Source organism: Sediminicoccus sp. BL-A-41-H5 (genome assembly GCF_050632405.1).
In the GTDB taxonomy this organism is placed as follows: domain Bacteria; phylum Pseudomonadota; class Alphaproteobacteria; order Acetobacterales; family Acetobacteraceae; genus Roseococcus.
In genome coordinates, this window is the sequence record NZ_CP192601.1 from 3,626,870 (window position 1) to 3,644,590 (window position 17,721).

Genomic DNA, 17,721 nt, shown 5'->3' on the forward strand with positions numbered 1-17,721 from the left:
GCCCGGTGAAATCGCCGACTGAGCGACTCCACCGGCGCGATGCGGGGCCTACTGCACCCGGTTCTCCACCAGGTCCGTCACCACCGCCGGGTCGGCGAGCGTCGACGTGTCGCCCAGCTGGTCCGTCTCGTTCGCGGCGATCTTGCGCAGGATGCGGCGCATGATCTTGCCCGAGCGCGTCTTGGGCAGGCCGGGGGCCCATTGGATGGCGTCCGGCGTCGCGATGGGGCCGATCTCCTTGCGGACCCAGGCCACCAGCTCCTTCTTGAGCGCCTCCGAGGGCTCCTCGCCGGCGTTCAGCGTCACGTAGCAGTAGATGCCCTGGCCCTTCAGGTCATGCGGCATGCCCACCACGGCGGCCTCGGCCACCTTGGGGTGCGCGACCAGCGCGCTCTCCACCTCGGCCGTGCCCATGCGGTGGCCGGCGACGTTGATCACGTCATCCACGCGGCCGGTGATCCAGTAGTAGCCATCCGCGTCCCGCCGCGCGCCGTCGCCCGTGAAGTAGAGGCCGGGGAAGGTGGAGAAATAGGTCTGGATGAAGCGCGGATGGTCGCCATAGACGGTGCGCATCTGGCCGGGCCAGCTGTCGGTGATGACGAGGTTGCCCTCCGTCGCGCCCTCCAGGAACTTGCCTTCGCCATCCACCAGCGCCGGCTGCACGCCGGGCAGCGGGAGCGTGGCGGAGCCGGGCTTCTGGGCCACGGCGCCGGGCAGGGGCGAGATCAGGATGCCGCCAGTCTCGGTCTGCCACCAGGTGTCCACGATCGGGCAGCGCTCCTCGCCCACCACGCGGTAGTACCAGAGCCAGGCTTCCGGATTGATCGGCTCACCCACGCTGCCCATCACGCGCAGGGACTTGCGGGAATGCTTCTTCACCGGCGCCTCGCCCTCACGCATCAGGGCGCGGATGGCGGTCGGCGCGGTGTAGAAGATGTTGACCTGGTGCTTGTCCACCACCTGCCACATGCGGCCGAAATCGGGGTAGTTCGGCACGCCCTCGAACATCAGCGTGGTGGCCCCGTTCGCGAGCGGGCCGTAGACGATGTAGGTGTGGCCCGTCACCCAGCCCACATCCGCGGTGCACCAGTAGATCTCGCCCGGGCGATAGTCGAAGACCAGCTCATGGGTGAAGCTGGCCCAGACCATGTAGCCGCCGGTCGTGTGCAGCACGCCCTTGGGCTTCCCGGTGGAGCCGGAGGTGTAGAGGATGAAGAGCGGGTCTTCCGCGTTCATCCGCTCGGGTTCGCAGGTTGCCGGCTGCGCGGCCGCGGCCTCGTGCCACCAGATGTCGCGGCCGGCCTGCATGGCGACGTCGGCGCCCGTGTTGCGGACCACCAGCACATGCTCGATCGAGGGGCAGACCTTCAGCGCCTCATCGGCATTGACCTTCAGCGGCACCTTGCGCCCGCCGCGCCGGCCTTCATCGGCGGTCAGCAGGATCTTGCACTCGGAATCCTGGATGCGCGAGGAGAGGCTGTCCGGGCTGAAGCCGCCGAAGACGATGGAATGCACCGCGCCGATGCGCGCGCAGGCCAGCATGGCGACGGCCGCTTCCACGATCATCGGCAAATAGATGCAGACGCGGTCGCCCTTCTTCACGCCGAGTGCGCGCATCGCGTTGGCGATGCGGCAGACCTGCTCGTGCAGCTCGGCATAGGTGACCTTGCTGTCGCTGTTCGGGTCGTCCCCCTCCCAGATGATCGCGACCTGGTCGCCGCGCCCGGCTTCGAGGTGGCGGTCCAGGCAGGAGACGGAGGCGTTCAGCTCGCCATCCTCGAACCACTTGATCGAGACGTCGCCCGTGAAGCTGGTGTTCTTGATCTTCGTGGGCTGCTTCATCCAGGCGATGCGCCTGGCTTCCTCACGCCAGAAGCCGTCCGGGTCGGACTTGGCCCGGGCGACCATGGCGGCGCGCGTCTCTGCATTGACCTTCGCCGTGCTGGCGATGCTGGGCTTGATGGCGATGAGCGCGTCATCCGACATGGGCGTTTCCTTCCTCGAACCGGGCGTCTTTGCGAAAGATAACCGCATGCCGCCTTGCGCCGCGTCAATCGCTCGATCCGTCCGGAAAGAAAAGACCCTCCCAGGCGGGGCCGGGGAGGGTTCAGTCGGGGTCTGGGAGGGATGGACCCGGCCGACCCGGATGTGTCGGCCGGGGTGGTCAGGGCCTCAGTTGGTGCGCGGCGCGGTCGGCGCCGGCGTGGTGGCCGCGGTGCCGGAGGGCTGGGCCGGCCGCGCGGGCGCCTGCGCCGTGCCCTGCACCGCGCTGCCCTGGACCGTCCCTTGGGCCGGCGTCGCCGGGCGGGCCGTCACCTGGCCGCCGGGGTTGGTCGGCGAGGCGGGGGCGGCAGCCACGGGGCGCTGCGTGCTGCCCGCGGCGGGGGCCGGCGTGCCCGTGCTGGTCCCCTGGGCGAAGGCGGGGGCCGCGCCGATCAGCAGCGCGAGGGTCAGGAAGGCGGGGCGGAAAGTCTTGACCATCTGAATGTTCCTCCTTGGGGAACCACGATCCCCGGGGTGGGGCTTTCGTGTGAGGAGGAATTTGCGCGCCGCCTGTGCCGGGCCTTGGGCGGCGCCAAGGTAAGTTGAGGGCAGGCGCGGCGGATTGAGGGCGATTGCGGCGGGCTGCCATGATCGCCCGCCGGCCGCCCCTGTTCCTTGCAAGGGAATGTTCATCATCGCCTGCCAAGCTCGTTCTCCCTGGGCAAAAACCGCCCGGCGGCTGGCCCGAGCGAAGTCAAGAATTGATGCGAACAGCCCCCTCCGGCGCCCCGCGCGCCTGCCTCCCCGCCATCATGGGCCGGAGGGGGAAGCTTCTCGGCTCGGCGCTGGTGGCGCTGGCCGCCCTTTTCCCTGGCGAGGCCCGGCCTACCGGCGGCGTGGGCGGCGGTGCCGCCGCCGGGTCGGGCGGCGCGAATTCCCTGGAGGGCTTCGGCGGTGCCGGGGCCGCCGGCAGTTCTGCTTCGTCCACCGGCGGCAGCGGCGGTGGCGCGGGCGTGCGCGGCGGCACGGGCGGCTCCGTGGTCGGCGGCGGCGCTGGCGGCGCGGGGGGCACGACCGCAGGCGCGTCGGGAGGAAGCGGCATCCGGAACATCGCGGGCAGCGGCGGCGGGGGTGGCGGGGCGCATGGCTTTGTCGGCGCGGGCCTGCCCACCGCCGTGGCGAATGGCGGAGGCGGCGGGTCGGGGGGAAGCGGCTCCACCGTCCGCGGCGGCGGGGGCGGCGCGGGTGGCTTCGGCGCGGTGGTCACCGGCGATGGCGCGCTTGGAAGATTGAGCTTCCGCATCCGCGGCGGCGGGGGCGGCGCCGGGGGCCTCGCCAACCTCGGCACCGAGGCCGACAATGGTGCCGCAGGCTCCGCCGGTGTCGGGCTGTACCTGTCCGGGGTGGCACCCAGCCTGACCCTCGGCGCGAACATCACCGGCGGGGAGGGCGGGGCCCGCCACCCCACCGTGGGCGGCGACGCCCTTGTTAGTACCTCCGGCATGACGCTCGTCATCGAGACCGGCGTCTCGGTCACGGGCGGGCTGGGCGGCTTCGTGACCGGGTCGGTCCGTGTCGCGCGGGGCCACGGCATCGTCGGTAGCGGCATGCACGTCAGCAATGCGGGCACCATCACAGGCACGGACGCGCTGCGCTTCGAGGGCGGGGCGAACAGCCTGACCCTGATGGCGGGCTCGGTCATCACCGGCAACATCAACCTCCGCAATGCCAGCACGCTCGCCATCACGCCCGAGGCGGGCGGCTCGACGCTGAGCGCGCCGCTGATCGGCGATGGCACGCTGATCAAGGCCGGCCAGGGCACGCTGACGCTGACCGGCGCCAGCACCCATACGGGCGGCACCACCATCAGCGCGGGCACGCTGCGGGTCGGTAATGGCGGGGCAACCGGCAGCCTGGCCGGTGCCATCGCCAACAACGCGACCCTGGCCTTCCACCGCAGCGACGACATCGCCCTCGCCAACGCGATCTCGGGCACCGGGGCGCTGGTGCAGTCGGGCCCCGGGCGGCTGACCCTCCAGGGTGCGCTGACCTATACGGGCGAGACGCGGGTCGAGGGCGGAACCCTGGCCCTGACCCAGGCCGACCTTCTCACCTCCGGCGCCGCGCCGTTTCACGTGGCGGCGGGTGCCACGCTCGATCTCAGCGGCGTGGCGGGGAGTGGCGCGCTGGCGATGGGCGCGCTGACCGGCGCGGGCAGCCTCGTGACGGCGGCCACGGCGCGGCGCCTTTCGCTGGGCGGCAGCGGCACCTTCTCCGGCGTGATCTCCGGCGGCGCGGAACTGGCCGTCACCCAGGGCGCCACGGTCGAGCTCTCGGGCGTCAACAGCTACACCGGCGTGACGCGTGTGGAGCAGGACGCGACGCTGCGGGTGAATGGCTCGATCGCGAGTTCACGCGCGCTGGAGGTGGCCTCGGGCACGGTGGGCGGCACCGGCACCCTGCCGGGGGCCAGTTTCGGCGCGCAGGGGCGGCTTTCGCCGGGCAATTCCATCGGCACGCTCATCGTGCGGGGCGACCTCACGATGCAGCCGGGCTCGACGATGGTCCTGGAGGTGCGGGGCGAGGCGGCCGACCGCGTGAATGTCACGGGCGCGGCGCAGCTTGCGGGCGATGTGCGGCTGGTGCCGCTGGGTGGCGCCTACCGCTTCAACGCCCCCTACACGCTGCTGCAGGCGGCCCGCGTGACCGGCAGCCCGAGCCTGGTGACGCAGGGCGGTTTCGGCGCCGGCATCACCGTCGCGCTCAACCTCGGCGCCACGACGATGCAGATGGTGCTCACGCCGGCCATCCTGGTGGCGCCGCCCGCCGCGGAGGAGCCCGCCGCGGCCCCCTCCCCCCTGCCGCCCGAGGCCGCGCCCCCGACCCCCGAAGCGCCGCGGGTCGTCGTCTCGCCCGGACTGGGCCTGCCGGGTCCCCTGCCCACCAATCTGCGCGCCGCCGCGGCCGCGCTGGATCGCGCGAACCGGGCGGGCGCCGACCTCAGCCCCTTCTTCAACGTCTACAACCAGCCGGCCGGCAGCATCGGCGCGGCGGTGAACCAGCTCTCGGGCGAGGTCGCCACGGGCACGGCGGCCATGGGCTTCACCTCCGGCACGCAATTCCTGGCCACCATGCTCGACCCCCAGGGACAGGGGCGGGAGGGAATGGGCGGCCGGCTCTGGCTGGGCGGCGACGGCGATGACCAGGGCGAGGGCCCGGCGCGCCCCGCCTTCGCCGCCTGGGGCATGGCGATGGGGGCCTATGGCCGCGCGGGCGGCGACGCGGCGGAGGGCGTGGCCGCGCGAACGGCGCGAATGGCGGGATTCGCCATCGGGCTGGATTACAATATCAGCCCGCGGAGCATGGCGGGCCTCGCCCTTTCGGTGGGCGAGAGCCGCACATCGCTGGCCGGGGGCCTGGGCAACTCCCAGGCCAATTTCGGCCAGATCGGCGCCTATGGCATGACGCGGCTGGGCAGCTTCACGTTGTCGGGCGCCGCCGCCCTCACCTGGCTCCAGGTGGAAAGCCGGCGCAGCCTGGCCATTTTCGGCGGGGATCCCCAAAGCGCGGATTTCGGCGTGCGCGCCCAGGCGCTGCGGGGCGAAGTGCGGCAGGATGGCTTAGCGCTGGGCGGCTTCCGCCTTCAGCCGCTGGTGGCGCTGCAATGGCAGCAGATGAACAACCAGGCCTATGCCGAGAGCAGCCCGCTGACCGGCCGCCTGCTGGGCGTCGCCGTGGGCGCGCAGAGTCAGTCCAGCCTGCGGGTCGAGGCGGGGGCGCAGATCGAGGGCGTCGTGCCGATCGGCGGGCGCGCGGCGCAGGTGCAGCTGCGCGCCGCCTGGGCGCATGATGCGTGGCGGGATGCCGCGATGTCGGTGGGTTTCGCCGGCCTGCCCAATTCCGGCTTCATCCTGCAGGGCGCGCGGCAGGATGCGAATGCGGCCCTCCTCTCGGCCGGGCTGGAGGTGCCGGTGGCACCGAGGCTGACGCTGGGCGCGCGGCTGGATGGCGAGTTCTCCTCCCACCTCGTTCAGCTCGCGGGCATGGCGCGGCTGCGCTACCTGTTCTGACGCGCGCGCGTGTTCATCCCTCGATGCGCTGCGGCCCCACGGGCTGCATCGCCACGGGCTTGGCCCCCGGCGCCGTCAGGGCGGGCAGCGGGCGGAAGCCCTCTGGCACCTCGATGTCGGGCCGCTCGGCGAAGAGTCGCGCCCAGGCGCGGTTCGAGACCTCATCCGCCTCGCGCAGGATGCGCGCCTCGTCCATCGTCAGGATCGCGCCGTCGCGCATCAGCCAGCGGCCGTCCACCATCACGTCGTCCACGTCGCGCGCCTGGCCCTGGTGCACGAAGACCGAGACGGGGCGCAGGAAGGGCACGAGATGCGCGCGGTCGGTGCGCAGCATGATCAGGTCGGCGAGGTTCCCCGGCGCCAGCCAGCCGCCATCGGGCACGCCCATCGCCTTGTAGCCGTTGCGCGTCGCCCAGCGCAGCGCCTCCTCCGGCGTCGGGTTGCGGCCGTCCTTGCGGCGCACGCGCTCCATGAAGAGGCCGGTGCGCATCACCTCCACCATGTCCTCCGCCATGTTGTCGCTGCCCATGGCGATATTGCAGCCGGCCTCCGCCATCTCGCAGACGCGGGGGGACAGGCCACGCCGCGCGGCGATGGCGGAGTTGAAGGCGACATGCGCGCCGCGCTTGCCCAGGATCTTTTCCTCCAGCGGCGCCATGCAGCGGCAATGCGCGCCGATCATCCGGTCATGGATGAAGCCGATGGAATCCAGGAACTCGGTCGGCAGCATGTTGTGATGCGCCTGCACCGCCGCGACTTCGCCCCAAATCTGGTTGAGATGGATGGTGCAGATCGTGTCCAGCTCCTGCTGCAATTCGCGCAGGTTCTTGAGCAATTCGGGCGAGCACATGTCCGGCGCCCAGGCGGAGACGCCGACGCGGATGCGCCCGCCGGCCGCGCCATTCCACTTCGCGTGCAGCGCGCGGATGCGGGCGATGCCGGCCTCGCCCAGCTTCGCGTCGCGCTTGAACTCGGCGGGGTCGCCGATCGAGGTGCCCACACGGTCCCAGCTGCGCTCGGCCAGCAGCATGCGCAGGCCGGTTGCTTCCATCGCGGCGGCGTAGTTCTCGATCTGCGTCGCATCCTCCAGCACGGCGGTGGTGCCGGAGCGCAGCGCTTCCAGCGCGCCAAGTTCGCACATCACGCGCTGCTCGTCGGGGGTGAGCGGTGGCAGCGGAATGGGCGAGAGGCCGCCCGTGAAGGGCGGCTCATGCGGCGGCGAGAGATCCTCGAAGACGCCGCGCGCCAGCGTCATCACCAGATGCGTGTGGATATTGGCGAAGCCCGGGAAGATCGCGCGGCCCGTGGCATCCACCACCTCGGCGCCGGGGTATTTCGCCGCGATTTCGGCGCTGGGGCCGATGGCCGCGATGCGGTTGCCCTCGATGGCGATGGCGCCGTTGTGGTGGATGGTCCCGGCCTCGTCGCCGGTCACGATGGTGGCGTTGGTGATCAGCATCATTGGCCGCGTCCTTCCCTATTCCGCCTGGATGTTGGCCTCGCGCACCAGCCGCGTCCAGAAGGCGCGCTGCTCGCGCATATGGGCGTCTAGCGCGGCACCTGGCGTGAAGGCGGCGACGGAACCGAGGCTGATCATCTGCGCCACCATCTCCGGCTGCTGCATCACGGCGCGGAAGCCATCCTCCAGCAATTGCCGCCGCGCGGGCGGGATGCGCGCGGGGGCGATGACGCCGTTGAAGCCCATCAGCGTCCAATCCGTGCCCGTCTCGCGCACCGTGGGCACATCGGGCAGCGCCGGATGCCGCTCGGGCGAGGAGATGGCCAGCACGCGCACGCGCCCGCCCTCATGGGCGCCGCGGAAGACGCCGTAATTGCCGACCATGAGCTGCACATCGCCCGCAAGCAGGCCCTGCAGCGCGGGGCCGGTGCCGCGATAGGGCACATGCGTCATCGAGACGCCCGCCGCGCGGCGCCAGGATTCATAGAAGAGATGCGGCCCCGAGCCGATGCCGGCCGAGCCGAAATGCAGCGCATCGGGCCGCGCCTTCAGAAGGGCCACGAATTCCTGCATCGTCCGTGCCGGCACGGCGGAGGAGATGACCAGCACCGAGGGCCCGGCGGTGAGCTGCGCGACCCCCACGAAATCACGCTGCGTGTCGAAGGGCAGGTTCGGATAGAGCGCGTGCGTGATGCCGAGATTGCCGGCATCGCCCATGAAGAGCGTATAGCCGTCGGGCTCCACGCGGGCCATGAATTCCATGGCGATGTTGCCATTGGCACCGCCGCGATTTTCCACCACGACCGGCTGGCCCAGGCGTTCGGAGAGCTTCTGCATGATGGGCCGCCCCACCGTGTCCACACCGCCGCCCGCCGGATAGCCGATGACCAGGCGGATCGGCCTGTCGGGGAAGAGGGCCTGTGCGAGCGCGGGCGTGGCGAGCGGGGAGAGCAGCAGGGCGCGGCGGGTGGCGAGCATTGGGGACATTCTCCACAACGGACGGAGCAGCCTCGCGCGTCGCGAGGGCAGGGGGAAGCGGGAAATTCCATGACCTTGCGGGGCATCGCCCGCGCGACTGCCCAAGCCTTGGGCGGGGCCCCTTTGGTATGCTCGCGATGCGGTGCATGCTCGGCCGCAACACCCGCAGGGAGAAGAACATGTCCACCCCCCAGCCCGTCGCCGGCCTGCTGCTCTTTCCCGGGCTCACGCAGCTCGATCTCACCGGCCCCTATGAGGTGCTGGCGCGCCTGCCCGGCTGGCGCACCGAGATCGTCGCTAGGACCACCGCGCCGGTGAAGACCGATCGCGGCCTCGTCATCACGCCCTCCATCGCCTTCGCCGAGGCCCCGCAATTCGACCTGCTGGTGGTCCCCGGCGGCCCCGGCACGGATGACGCGATCCTCGATGCCGAGACCGTGGAATTCGTCCGCCGCCAGGGCGAGGGCGCGCGGCATGTCTTCGGCATCTGCACTGGCAGCCTGCTGCTCGGCGCCGCCGGACTGCTTAAGGGCAAGCGCGCCGGCGGCCATTGGGCGGCGCGCGATCTGCTCACGCATTTCGGCGCCGAGGTGAGCGATGCGCGCATGACGAAGGACGGCAAGATCTACACGGCGGGCGGTGTGACCTCCGGCATCGACATGGCGCTGCAGGTGGTGGCGGATCTGGCGGGCGAGGATGTGGCCATGGGGATCCAACTGCAGATCGAGTACGACCCCGAGCCGCCCTTCCGCGCCGGCACGCCCTTCATGGCGCCGCCCGATATCGTCGAGCGCGCGCGCACCGCCGGCGCCCAGCGCCGCGCGATCCGCGCGGCTGCGGTGGAGACGGCGGCCGCTCGCCTCAGGCCTTGAGGCTGTTCACGCCTTCGGCGATGCCACCAAAGGCGATCCGACTCAGACCGTGAGCCGATAGACGCGCGCGGCGGTGCCGGAGAACAGCGCCGTCCGCTCGCTCGCGCTCGCACCAGCGGCGAGGCGCTTGAAGGCATTCCACAGCACCGGGTAGCTGCACATGCCCTTGTCCACGGGGAAGTTGCTCTCGAACATGCAGCGCTCCGCGCCGAAGGCCTCGATGCAGGCCTCGATGGTGGGGCGCCAAGCCTTCGCCAACGTCTCGGAACTTGGCGGCAGCGGTTGCTCATGGAAGGTGTAGCCGCCCACCTCCATGGCGAGCCCGCCCAGCTTCATCATCACGTTGGGGCAGGCGGCCAGCGCCTTGATCGCCGCATGCCAAGGCGCCCGGACCTCCGCGTCCTTGTAAGGCCCGACGCCGATCGGCCCGCCGCAATGATCCACGATGATGGTGAGCTCGGGCACCGCGCGCGCCACTTCCAGCACCTGCGGCAATTGCGGGTGATAGGCCCAGACGTCGAGCGTGAGGCCCATCGCCGCCAGCCGCTTCGCCCCCTCGCGGAAGGCCGGCAGCGGCAGCGGCCCCGGCGGCGGTGATTCCAGGTTACTGCGCACGAGCGGCGAGGCATCCCACGCCGTGCGGTTGCGCACGCCGCGGAAACGCCCGCCCGCGATCGCGACATGCTCCTCCAGCAGCGGCGTCACGCGGTCGCCCAGCGTCAGGTCCACGATGCCGACGATGCCCGCGCAGGCGCGCGTCTTCCCGCCCTCCGCCGCCTCGGCGATGCGCGTCATGAAGCGCGTCTCGCCGAGCGGCCGGCGCTCCGGAGGCTCGGTCATGTCGTATTGCGAGGAACACTGGATGAAGACGGTGGCACGGATGTCATGTCCCGTGCCCGTATCGGCGAACAATTCTGGCAGCAGGTAGCGCTGGTCCGCCTGGTCCCAGATGTGGTGGTGCGGATCGATGATCGGCAGCACAGGGTCGAGGATCGGTTCCCGGACCTGATCGAGCCAGGCCTCGCGGATGGCGATGTGGCGCGAGGCGGTCATGCTGGCGGGCGGGATCATGGCGCTACTCCAGCCGGATGCCGGCTTCGCGCACGAAGCCCTGCCACTTGGCGCTCTCGGCGCGGAAGAAGGCGGCGAATTGCGCGGGGGTATTGGGCTCGGCGGTCAGGTCGCTCGCCTGCAAGGTTTGCTGGAAGGCGGGGTCCACCACGATCTCGTTGAGCAGCGCCGAGAGGCGGTCCACCACGGGCTGCGGCGTGCCGGTGCGCAGGAAGATCCCGTTCCATTCGACGGTCGCGAAGCCGGGCAGCGTCTCCGAGAGTGCGGGCAGGTTGGGCAGCGCGTTGATGCGCGGCCGCGAAGACGTGTGCGCCAGCGCCTTCACCTGGCCCTCCCGCACCTGCTGGATGGCGCTGTTCACATTGCCGAAGAACAGGCGGATCTGCCCGCCGACCAGGTCCATCAGCGCCGGTGCGCCACCGCGATAGGGGATGTGGTTCGCCTTCACGCCCGCATCGCGCAGGAAGAGCTCCAGCACCAGATGCTGCTGCGAGCCGATGCCGGAGGAACCGGCCGCGAAATCACCATTGGCGCGCCGCATCGCCGCGATCAGCTCCGGCACGGAATTGATCGGCGAGTTGCGTTCGACGAGGACGAGCTGCGGCACCGCCATGGTCTGGAAGACCGGGATGAATTCGCGCTCCGGATTGTGCCGCTGCCCGGCGAAGAGGGCGGGCGTCACCGAGATCGGCGTCGCCTGGTTCATGATGGTGTAGCCATCAGGGGCCGCCTGGATCATCGCCTGCTCGCCGATGGTGCCTGTGGCGCCGCCGCGATTCTCCACGACGAAGGTCTGGCCGGTGCGCGCGGCGAGCGCCTGCGCATAGAGCCGGCCGACCAGGTCCGCCGCGCCACCCGCCGGCCAGGGCACGATCATCCGCACCGGGCGATTGGGCCAGGGCGCCTGCGCCAGGGCAGGTGTGGCGAGCGCAAGGGGGGCGGCCAGCAGCGCGCGGCGCCCCAGGCGGGAATGGGTCATTGCGGCGTTTCCTCAAAGCCTGTGAAGCGGGCAGTCCTGCCCTTGCGGCATCTTGATCCTGAGATGGTGCCTTGGCCATCCGGAGCGGAAGATCGGCGCTTCCCATGGCCTTCATCGCCGATGCGGATTGGTCGGAAAGCATCCGCTTGGCGAGACTTCCGTCAACTCCAGGAGGGATCGTACATGCTTCGCGCAGCCCTGGTCGCCGGCCTTGTCGCAGGGATCTTTTCCGCTTCTGCCTCCGCCCAGGGGGTGGACTGCCTGGCCAGCGGACGCATCAGTCTGCTCTCCGTGCAGCGGCAGCAGGTCAGCCAGGGTGGCGCCGTCTCGATCAATGTCCTGCTGCAGAACACCCAGTCCACGACGCAGAACTTCAGCGTCTACTACACCGGCCCGGCCCGCTATGCGGCGAACAACGCGCCGGCCCAGTTGAGTGCGCGGCAGCAGCGCACGCAGTGGGTGGCGACCATGGACGTCGGAGGCAACACCCTCCCGGATGACGTCATCCGAAGCTATCTCCGCCTCTCGTGCTTCTGAGGGGCGCTGGCCTCAGAACCCATAGAGCCGCGCCGGGTTCGAGCACAGGATCATGGCCCGCATCGCCGCATCCGGCTCCCAATCGGCGAGCAGCCCCAGCATGTCGCCGTCATTGGGCATGGGCTTGTCGAAATGTGCCACATGCGGCCAGTCGCTGCCCCAGATCACGCGCTCGGGTGCCGCGGCGATCACCGCGCGGGCGAAGCTCGCCGTGTCCGAATAGGGAAAGGCCGCCTCGGCCGAGATGCGGTAGAGGCCGGTCAGCTTCACCCAGAACAGCCCGTCGCGAAGCATGGCAAGGAAGTCCTGGTAACCGGGATGAGCGATGCCGCCGCGCGCCACCTTGGTGTAGCCGATATGGCCGACCGAGACGGGCAGCCGCATCGCCTCGGCGAGCGTGCGGAGCTGCGCTGGCTTCTCCTCCACATGCACGAGCAGCTCCACATGCCAGCCGAAGGGGCGGATCACCTCCGCCACATCCGCCAGCGCGTCGAGCGAGCGGAAGGGCATGCCGCCCTTGTCCACCAGGTTCACGCGGATGCCGCGCGCGCCCCTGGCGTGCATCGCGGCGATCTCGGCCTCGGTCACGCCCTCGCTCACGGCGACGATCGCGCGCAGGCGGTCCGGATGGGCGCTGGCGGCGTCCAGCACGGCGCGGTTGTCGGTGCCGTGCACGCTGGCCTGCACCACCACGCCGCGCGCGATGCCGAGCGCGTCATGGAACGCAAGCAGCCGGTTCACGTCATTGTCCGGGGGCGTGTAGCCGCGCACGGCCTGATACGGGTAACGCGCGGCGTCGAAGACATGGAAATGCGTGTCGCAGGCCAAGGGCGGCATCGCCATGGCGGGGGGGCGGGGATCAGGGTCCGGGCCGGGGCAGTCGCGAATCTCGGTCATGGGGCGAGCTTAGGGCCGTGAGGCGCCTCAGCCCAGCAGGCCGAGCCCGCGCAGGAAGCGCCGCACGCCGGGCTGGATCAGCGCCGGGTCGGTCACGGCGCTGACCGTGTTCTCGGCTGTCGTCTCGCTCGCCTGGGCCAGGCGCTGGCCCAGGTCACCGCGCGCCTTGTGCAGCGCGGCGGCGAGGCGGTAGCCAACCTCCTCCTCCAGCCCGGGCCGGGCGAGGATGAGGCTCCAGGTGCCGACGGAATCCACCGCCTCCGTCTGGCCCTGGTAGCTGCCGGCGGGCAGCGACATGGGCCTGAGCGTCGGGTCGGCCGCCAGGATGCGCGCGCGCTCCACCGCGTCCGGCGCCACGAAGCGCAGCCCCTGTGGCCCGCGCGCCAGCGTCACGAAGCCCGGCCAGCCGGCGCCCCCGCCCCAGAGGGCGGCCACACGCCCCTCCATCACCATGGTCGGCCCATCGCCGGCGCGATCGAGCAGGACGCCCTGGAAATCACGCTCCATGTCCAGGCCGAGCGCCGTCGTCACCTGCCGGGCCAGCACCACGAAGCCCGAGCCCCGCGCCCCCCAGGCGATGCGCTGGCCGCGCAACTCGGCGATGGAACGGACCGGGCTGTCGCCCCTCAGGCCGAACAGGCCTGGCTGGGCATACATGGCGAAGAGCAGCGTCACGCCCCGCCCGGCGGCGAGTGCGGCCGTCGCGGTCTCGCCGGCGACGAGGCCGAGATCCACCCGGCCCTCTGCCAGCAGGTTCACATTCTCCAGGCTGCCTGCCGTGTTGCGCGGTTCGATGGTCAGGCCCGGGTCAGCCGCATGCACGGCGGCGGCGAAGGCCGCGCCATAGGCCGGGAAGCCGCCACCCGGGGTCGCGGTGGCGAGCGAGAGCGTGACCGGCGCCTGGGCCCGCGCGCCCCCGGCCAGGACCATGGCAGGCGCGCCCAGAAGCGGGCGCCGGGCGATCACGCCTCCTCTTCCTCGGGCGCCCGGATCACCGGCAGCAGCGCCGTCTCCTTCACCGTCGCCATGGCGATCTCGACCGAGACGCGCTCCATCCCGGCGAGCGGGCGGATCTCCTCGGCCATCAGGGTTTCCAGCGCGGCGATGTCGGGCAGGCGCAGCTTCACGAGGTAGGACCATTCGCCGGTGAGCTGGTGGCACTCCAGCACCGTCTCCAGCTTGCGGACCAGCTTGCGGAAGGCGATGTCCTCCTTGCCCGGGCGGATGGCGACGCGCAGGAAGGCCAGCAGCGGGCAGCCCACCTCTGCGGGGTCCAGCTCGGCATGCCAGCCGCGGACCACGCCCCGCTCCTCCAGCCGCTTCAGCCGCTCGGCGGTGGCCGAGACCGACAGGCCGGAAACCTTGGCGAGGTCGGCCAGGCCCGCGGCGCCGTCCTGCTGCACCGCGATGACAATTTTCCGGTCAATTTCGTCCATGGCGGGAGGCTATTCGGATAATCGGGATTTGTAAACGAAAATGCGGCGTTCCGGCCGTAAAGGCAAGGCTTTGCGGCATAGGAAAATGCCCGGCAAAGACTTGGCCGCGGCCTCTTGTCCGCGCGCCCGCTGCTCAATACATGGGCATCAGGAGCCGCGCATGGGGCGCGGAAGCCGCGTGACCACGCGGCAGCAACAGGGGCTCAGCCCGGTGCCTGACAGGGGCCGGACGGGAGCCGCCGCACAGGAGCATGCTCGGATGAGCAAAGTCATCGGTATTGACCTCGGGACCACCAATTCCTGCGTTGCCATCATGGAAGGCGGCGAGGTGAAGGTGCTGGAGAACGCGGAGGGCGCGCGCACCACCCCCTCCATGGTCGCGTTTGCCAAGAATGGCGAGCGTCTGGTGGGCCAGAGCGCCAAGCGCCAGGCCGTGACCAACCCGAACAACACCCTCTACGCCGTCAAGCGCCTGATCGGCCGCAAGTTCGACGACGCCATGGTGCAGAAGGAGAAGGGCCTCGCCCCCTTCAGCATCGTGAAGGCCGACAATGGCGACGCCTGGGTCGAGGTCGAAGGCAAGAAATACGCTCCGCAGCAGATCAGCGCGAACGTCCTGACCAAGATGAAGGACACGGCCGAGGCCTATCTCGGCGAGAAGGTGACGCAGGCCGTCATCACCGTGCCCGCCTATTTCAACGACGCCCAGCGCCAGGCGACGAAGGAAGCCGGCGCGATCGCGGGCCTCGAGGTGCTGCGCATCATCAACGAGCCGACGGCGGCCGCCCTCGCCTACGGCATGGACAAGAAGACCGCCGGCACCATCGCGGTCTATGACCTCGGCGGCGGCACCTTCGACGTCTCGATCCTCGAGATCGGCGACGGCGTCTTCGAGGTGAAGTCCACGAACGGCGACACCTTCCTGGGCGGCGAGGATTTCGACCAGCGCGTGATCGACTACCTCGCCGATGAGTTCAAGAAGGAGAACGGCATCGACCTGCGCGGCGACAAGCTCGCGCTGCAGCGCCTGAAGGAAGCCGGCGAGAAGGCCAAGATCGAGCTCTCCAGCTCGAAGCAGACCGAGATCAACCTGCCCTTCATCACCGCCGATGCGAGCGGCCCGAAGCACCTTGTCATGCAGCTGACCCGCGCCAAGCTGGAGTCGCTGGTGGAGGACCTCGTTGCCCGAACCATGGCCCCGGTGGACCAGGCGCTGAAGGATGCCGGCCTCTCCGCCGGTGAGATCGACGAGGTGATCCTGGTCGGCGGCATGACCCGCATGCCCAAGGTCATCGAGGCGGTGAAGCAGAAGTTCGGCAAGGAGCCGGCGCGCAACGTGAACCCGGATGAGGTCGTCGCCATCGGCGCCGCCATCCAGGGCGGCGTCCTGAAGGGCGACGTGAAGGATGTGCTGCTGCTGGACGTGACGCCGCTCTCGCTCGGCATCGAGACGCTGGGCGGCGTGTTCACGCGCCTGATCGACCGCAACACGACGATCCCCACCAAGAAGTCGCAGACCTTCTCGACCGCGGATGACAACCAGACGGCTGTCACCATCAAGGTCTTCCAGGGCGAGCGCGAGATGGCGGCGGACAACAAGCTGCTCGGCAATTTCGACCTGCAGGGCATCCCCCCGGCACCGCGCGGCGTGCCTCAGGTGGAAGTGACCTTCGACATCGACGCGAACGGCATCGTCAGCGTCTCGGCGAAGGACAAGGCCACGGGCAAGGAGACCCAGATCAAGATTCAGGCGAAGTCGGGCCTCTCCGACGCCGACATCGAGAAGATGGTGCGCGACGCCGAGGCCAATGCCGAAGCGGACAAGAAGCGCCGCGAGGCGGTCGAGGCGCGCAACCAGCTCGACACGCTGGTGCACTCCACCGAGAAGACCATCCGCGAGAATGGCGACAAGGTGCCGGCCGATGAGCGTGCCGCCGCCGAGGCGCTGATCACCGAGGCCCGCGGGGCCATGGAGAGCGGCGACGCCGACGCCATCAACGCGGCGGCCGAGAAGCTCAGCCAGGCCGCGATGAAGATCGGCGAGGCGATGTACAAGGCCGAGCAGGCGGCGCCGCAGGGCGAGGCCGGCCCGGAGGCCGCCAAGCCGAATGACAAGGTGGTCGACGCCGAGTTCGAGGAAGTGGACCCGAAGAAGAAGAAGGGCTGAGCGCCCGCTCAGTCTGACGGCTTCCAGCGCCCGGATCAGCAATGATCCGGGCGTCTCTGTAATTCCGCCCAGGAGTGACCATGGCCAAGCGCGATTATTATGAAGTGCTCGGCGTCAGCCGGGACGCCTCCGAGGACGAGCTCAAGAAGGCCTATCGCAAGCTCGCGATGCAGTTCCATCCCGACCGAAACCAGGGGGATGCGAAGGCGGAGGGGCGCTTCAAGGAGGTCAATGAGGCCTATGAAGTGCTCAAGGACGGCGACAAGCGCGCCGCCTATGACCGCTTCGGCCATGCCGCCTTCGAAGGCGGCGGCGGTGGTGGCGGCGGCGGCAACCCCTTCGGCGGCGGTGGCTTCGAGGACATCTTCGAGGAGATGTTCGGCCGCTTCGGTGGCCGCGGCGGTCGCCAGGCCACCGGCCGCGGCGCCGACCTCCGCCAGGAGGTGCAGATCACGCTCGAGGAGGCCTTCGCCGGCACCAAGAAGACCATCCGCGTGCCCAGCAGCGTCTCCTGCGAGGCGTGCAGCGGCTCCGGCGCCGAGGGCGGCACGGCCTCGGCCACCACCTGCGGCACCTGCCGCGGTTCGGGCAAGGTGCGCGCGCAGCAGGGCTTCTTCCTGATCGAGCGCACCTGCCCGACCTGCTCGGGCTCGGGCAAGATCATCAAGAACCCCTGCAAGGTCTGCACCGGCTCCGGCCGCGTCCAGCGCGACCGCACGCTGAACGTGACCATCCCGGCCGGCGTCGAGGACGGCACCCGCATCCGCCTCACCGGCGAGGGCGAGGCCGGGCTGCGCGGCGCGCCCGCGGGCGACCTCTATGTGGATATCGGCGTGAAGCCCCACCCGATCTTCCAGCGCGAGGGGCCCAACATCATGGTGCGCGTGCCGCTGCGCATGACGCAGGCGGCCCTCGGCGCCAGTGTGGAGGTGCCCTCCATCGATGGCGGCCGCTCCGCCGTGAAGATCCCGGCCGGCACCCAGACGGGCGACAATTTCCGCCTGCGCGGCAAGGGCTTCTCGGTGCTGCGCAACCCCGCGCGCGGCGACATGTACGTGCAGGTCGTCGTCGAGACGCCGCAGAACCTGACACCCAAGCAGCGCGAGCTGCTGGAGGCCTTCGAGGCCGAGGCGGTGCAGGGCGGCAAGAGCAGCCCGGAAAGCGAGGGCTTCTTCGCGAAGGTGAAGGAGTTCTGGGACGGGCTGGGGCGGTAAAGGAAAGTCCAGGGCGCTGCCCTGGACCCGCCGGGGCCGAAAGGCCCCGGACCCCAAG

14 protein-coding genes are annotated in these 17,721 nt (G+C 70.4%); 5 read left to right on the forward strand and 9 right to left on the reverse strand.

What is annotated here, in order from left to right:
- Positions 1-48 precede the first annotated feature (48 nt).
- Both acs and ACQ860_RS17770 read right to left on the reverse strand, forming a co-directional pair.
- A complete protein-coding gene (gene acs, locus ACQ860_RS17765) occupies positions 49-1,986 on the reverse strand; it encodes an acetate--CoA ligase (RefSeq protein WP_431304665.1) in 1,938 nt (645 codons plus the stop codon).
- A gap of 186 nt (positions 1,987-2,172) precedes the next feature.
- Entirely contained in the window at positions 2,173-2,481 is a 309-nt protein-coding gene (locus tag ACQ860_RS17770; protein WP_431304666.1) for a hypothetical protein, read from the reverse strand.
- Positions 2,482-2,747: 266 nt separating this feature from the next.
- Between ACQ860_RS17770 and ACQ860_RS17775 the strand changes: the two genes are divergently transcribed.
- On the forward strand, positions 2,748-6,053 hold the full coding sequence (locus ACQ860_RS17775; protein ID WP_431304667.1) for an autotransporter outer membrane beta-barrel domain-containing protein: 3,306 nt from the start codon (positions 2,748-2,750) through the stop codon (positions 6,051-6,053).
- Between the two features lie 13 nt (positions 6,054-6,066).
- Here ACQ860_RS17775 and ACQ860_RS17780 read toward each other — a convergent pair whose 3' ends face one another.
- Together ACQ860_RS17780 and ACQ860_RS17785 are read right to left on the reverse strand one after the other, a co-directional pair.
- Positions 6,067-7,515, reverse strand: coding sequence for an amidohydrolase family protein (locus tag ACQ860_RS17780; protein WP_431304668.1), 1,449 nt, complete (start codon positions 7,513-7,515; stop codon positions 6,067-6,069).
- Positions 7,516-7,530: 15 nt separating this feature from the next.
- Positions 7,531-8,490: a Bug family tripartite tricarboxylate transporter substrate binding protein gene (locus tag ACQ860_RS17785; RefSeq protein WP_431304669.1), complete on the reverse strand. Its 960-nt coding sequence runs from the start codon at positions 8,488-8,490 to the stop codon at positions 7,531-7,533.
- Between the two features lie 179 nt (positions 8,491-8,669).
- Here ACQ860_RS17785 and ACQ860_RS17790 point away from each other — a divergent pair, with 179 nt between their 5' ends.
- Positions 8,670-9,362, forward strand: coding sequence for a DJ-1/PfpI family protein (locus ACQ860_RS17790; RefSeq protein WP_431304670.1), 693 nt, complete (start codon positions 8,670-8,672; stop codon positions 9,360-9,362).
- A gap of 42 nt (positions 9,363-9,404) precedes the next feature.
- Here ACQ860_RS17790 and ACQ860_RS17795 read toward each other — a convergent pair whose 3' ends face one another.
- Positions 9,405-10,433, reverse strand: a complete 1,029-nt coding sequence (locus ACQ860_RS17795) for an amidohydrolase family protein (protein WP_431304671.1) — start codon at positions 10,431-10,433, stop codon at positions 9,405-9,407.
- A 4-nt stretch (positions 10,434-10,437) separates the two neighbouring features.
- On the reverse strand, positions 10,438-11,412 hold the full coding sequence (locus tag ACQ860_RS17800) for a Bug family tripartite tricarboxylate transporter substrate binding protein (protein WP_431304672.1): 975 nt from the start codon (positions 11,410-11,412) through the stop codon (positions 10,438-10,440).
- Positions 11,413-11,595: 183 nt separating this feature from the next.
- On the opposite strand from ACQ860_RS17800, the gene ACQ860_RS17805 reads away from it, so the two are divergent.
- Positions 11,596-11,949 (forward strand): hypothetical protein, encoded by a 354-nt coding sequence (locus tag ACQ860_RS17805; RefSeq protein WP_431304673.1) that lies wholly within the window; start codon positions 11,596-11,598, stop codon positions 11,947-11,949.
- 12 nt (positions 11,950-11,961) lie between these two features.
- On the opposite strand, the gene ACQ860_RS17810 is transcribed toward ACQ860_RS17805, so the two are convergent.
- The 3 genes from ACQ860_RS17810 to ACQ860_RS17820 are packed head-to-tail and all read right to left on the reverse strand — an operon-like array spanning position 11,962 to position 14,282.
- Entirely contained in the window at positions 11,962-12,846 is an 885-nt protein-coding gene (locus tag ACQ860_RS17810) for an amidohydrolase family protein (RefSeq protein ID WP_431304674.1), read from the reverse strand.
- Between the two features lie 27 nt (positions 12,847-12,873).
- Positions 12,874-13,812 (reverse strand): TAXI family TRAP transporter solute-binding subunit, encoded by a 939-nt coding sequence (locus ACQ860_RS17815; RefSeq protein ID WP_431304675.1) that lies wholly within the window; start codon positions 13,810-13,812, stop codon positions 12,874-12,876.
- Entirely contained in the window at positions 13,809-14,282 is a 474-nt protein-coding gene (locus ACQ860_RS17820; protein ID WP_431304676.1) for an Lrp/AsnC family transcriptional regulator, read from the reverse strand. The genes ACQ860_RS17815 and ACQ860_RS17820 overlap by 4 nt, the downstream gene beginning before the upstream one ends.
- A gap of 259 nt (positions 14,283-14,541) precedes the next feature.
- Between ACQ860_RS17820 and dnaK the strand changes: the two genes are divergently transcribed.
- Both dnaK and dnaJ read left to right on the forward strand, forming a co-directional pair.
- Entirely contained in the window at positions 14,542-16,449 is a 1,908-nt protein-coding gene (dnaK, locus tag ACQ860_RS17825; protein ID WP_431304677.1) for a molecular chaperone DnaK, read from the forward strand.
- Positions 16,450-16,529: 80 nt separating this feature from the next.
- Positions 16,530-17,663 carry a molecular chaperone DnaJ gene (gene dnaJ, locus ACQ860_RS17830; RefSeq protein WP_431304678.1) on the forward strand — a complete coding sequence of 378 codons (1,134 nt, stop codon included), beginning with the start codon at positions 16,530-16,532 and terminating at the stop codon, positions 17,661-17,663.
- Positions 17,664-17,721 lie beyond the last annotated feature (58 nt).

Bases quoted from the DNA above. Each gene is read 5' to 3' on its own strand.
- ACQ860_RS17770 (WP_431304666.1), bottom strand. From the start codon at position 2,481: ATGGTCAAGACTTTCCGCCCCGCCTTCCTGACCCTCGCGCTGCTGATC.
- ACQ860_RS17775 (WP_431304667.1), top strand. From the start codon at position 2,748: ATGCGAACAGCCCCCTCCGGCGCCCCGCGCGCCTGCCTCCCCGCCATC.
- ACQ860_RS17790 (WP_431304670.1), top strand. From the start codon at position 8,670: ATGTCCACCCCCCAGCCCGTCGCCGGCCTGCTGCTCTTTCCCGGGCTC.
- ACQ860_RS17810 (WP_431304674.1), bottom strand. From the start codon at position 12,846: ATGACCGAGATTCGCGACTGCCCCGGCCCGGACCCTGATCCCCGCCCC.
- ACQ860_RS17795 (WP_431304671.1), bottom strand. From the start codon at position 10,433: ATGATCCCGCCCGCCAGCATGACCGCCTCGCGCCACATCGCCATCCGC.
- ACQ860_RS17805 (WP_431304673.1), top strand. From the start codon at position 11,596: ATGCTTCGCGCAGCCCTGGTCGCCGGCCTTGTCGCAGGGATCTTTTCC.
- dnaK (WP_431304677.1), top strand. From the start codon at position 14,542: ATGAGCAAAGTCATCGGTATTGACCTCGGGACCACCAATTCCTGCGTT.
- ACQ860_RS17800 (WP_431304672.1), bottom strand. From the start codon at position 11,412: ATGACCCATTCCCGCCTGGGGCGCCGCGCGCTGCTGGCCGCCCCCCTT.
- ACQ860_RS17785 (WP_431304669.1), bottom strand. From the start codon at position 8,490: ATGCTCGCCACCCGCCGCGCCCTGCTGCTCTCCCCGCTCGCCACGCCC.
- ACQ860_RS17780 (WP_431304668.1), bottom strand. From the start codon at position 7,515: ATGATGCTGATCACCAACGCCACCATCGTGACCGGCGACGAGGCCGGG.
- ACQ860_RS17820 (WP_431304676.1), bottom strand. From the start codon at position 14,282: ATGGACGAAATTGACCGGAAAATTGTCATCGCGGTGCAGCAGGACGGC.
- acs (WP_431304665.1), bottom strand. From the start codon at position 1,986: ATGTCGGATGACGCGCTCATCGCCATCAAGCCCAGCATCGCCAGCACG.
- dnaJ (WP_431304678.1), top strand. From the start codon at position 16,530: ATGGCCAAGCGCGATTATTATGAAGTGCTCGGCGTCAGCCGGGACGCC.